The 1268-nt window shown below is 63.9% G+C and carries 2 protein-coding genes; both read right to left on the bottom strand.

Annotated features, from left to right (window positions below; all coding sequences use genetic code 11):
* Positions 1-33: 33 nt before the first annotated feature.
* Complete coding sequence (gene petA / locus ING15_RS19225; RefSeq protein WP_232845895.1) at positions 34-594, bottom strand: ubiquinol-cytochrome c reductase iron-sulfur subunit; 561 nt, start codon at positions 592-594, stop codon at positions 34-36.
* Positions 595-665: 71 nt separating this feature from the next.
* Positions 666-1190: a c-type cytochrome gene (locus ING15_RS19220; RefSeq protein ID WP_206456453.1), complete on the bottom strand. Its 525-nt coding sequence runs from the start codon at positions 1188-1190 to the stop codon at positions 666-668.
* Positions 1191-1268: the final 78 nt, after the last annotated feature.

Below are 1268 nucleotides of genomic sequence, written 5' to 3'. Positions count from 1 at the left end.
ATAAAATCGGACGAAATGACAGCGATATCCTAGCTAGCCGATGCGCACCGCCCCGTTGTCGAGAAATTCGTAGGGCGGCAGATCCAGGTTGCGCGGCGCCGGGCTGCGCCGCACCCGGCCCGCCGTGTCGTAGACGGAGCCGTGGCAGGGGCAGAACCACCCGCCCCAGTCGCCGCGCGGCGCGGCCGGGTCCTGCCCGAGCGGGATGCAACCCAGGTGGGTGCAGACGCCGACGACGATCAGCCATTCCTCCCGGATGACGCGGGAGGCGTCGGTGGCCGGGTCGATCAGGCCTGGATCGCCATCGTCGGCCCTGGCCCGCGCGATCTCTTCGGGTGTCCGTCGGACGATGAAGACCGGCTTGCTCCGCCACATCGCGGTGATCCGCTGGCCGATTTCGACGGACGAGAGGTCGATGTCGACCGAGGACAGCGCCAGCACGTCCGCCGCCGGGTTCATGCTGTCGATGAAGGGCCATAACGCCACCGCCGTACCGACCGCTGCCATCGCGCCGGTCGCGACATAAAGGAAATCGCGGCGGTTCGTTTCAGCCCCTTCGGCCGGAGGTTTCGCGCCGCTCATATTCGCTGACATGGCAATACCTCCTCTTTTGACAGAAGCGACCTTGCTTGTTCCGGCGACGGCGATAGCCCTTCACCGGCGCTTCATTCCTTCGCGCTCTCGCCGTCTTCCCCGTCCTCGTCATGAGGATCTTCATCCGGCATGTGTTCCATCAACTCCTTGATCCGGGACGGAACGTCAGCCTCGGAGAACATCTTTTGCTCGTCCGTGTCATGGACGAAGGCGATGAGATCGGCCAACTCCTGCCCCTTGAGTTCGATGGGATCGCCGAGTTCCTCACGCTGGAGAGCAACCATCGCCTCCGCCCCCCGCCACATCTTGGCGGCGAAGTCGAACGGATTCATCGGACTCGGCATCGTCGCGGCGTCGAGCGGCGGCGCGTCCTCCCCGCCCACACCGTTGATCGAATGGCAGACGACGCAGCCCTTGCTCGCGAACAGCTGCCTGCCGCGGGCAGCATCCATCTTCGGCACCACGACGCCGGGGCTCATCATATTCTGGTTCATCATTCCCGATTCCTGGCCGTCACTGGCGGCATAGGCCTGGCGAGCGATGGGCGTAGTGAGCGCGAGCGCACCGGCCAACAGTGTTATCGTCACGATTTTCATGGACTTCTCCTTCGGTTTGCTTTTCCGGTTGGCGAGGCTTCGGTGATCACGACAGGATTCCTCCCAACGATTTGCCAT

Source organism: Aurantimonas marina (genome assembly GCF_017183135.1).
Classification (GTDB): Bacteria; Pseudomonadota; Alphaproteobacteria; order Rhizobiales; family Rhizobiaceae; genus Aurantimonas; species Aurantimonas marina.
Note: the sequence above shows the minus strand (reverse complement) of the source record. Positions and strands in the feature narration are given on the sequence as shown.

What these genes read in the sequence shown, in the direction of transcription:
- petA (WP_232845895.1), bottom strand. Translation starts at nt 594, where the DNA reads ATGTCAGCGAATATGAGCGGCGCGAAACCTCCGGCCGAAGGGGCTGAA.
- ING15_RS19220 (WP_206456453.1), bottom strand. Translation starts at nt 1,190, where the DNA reads ATGAAAATCGTGACGATAACACTGTTGGCCGGTGCGCTCGCGCTCACT.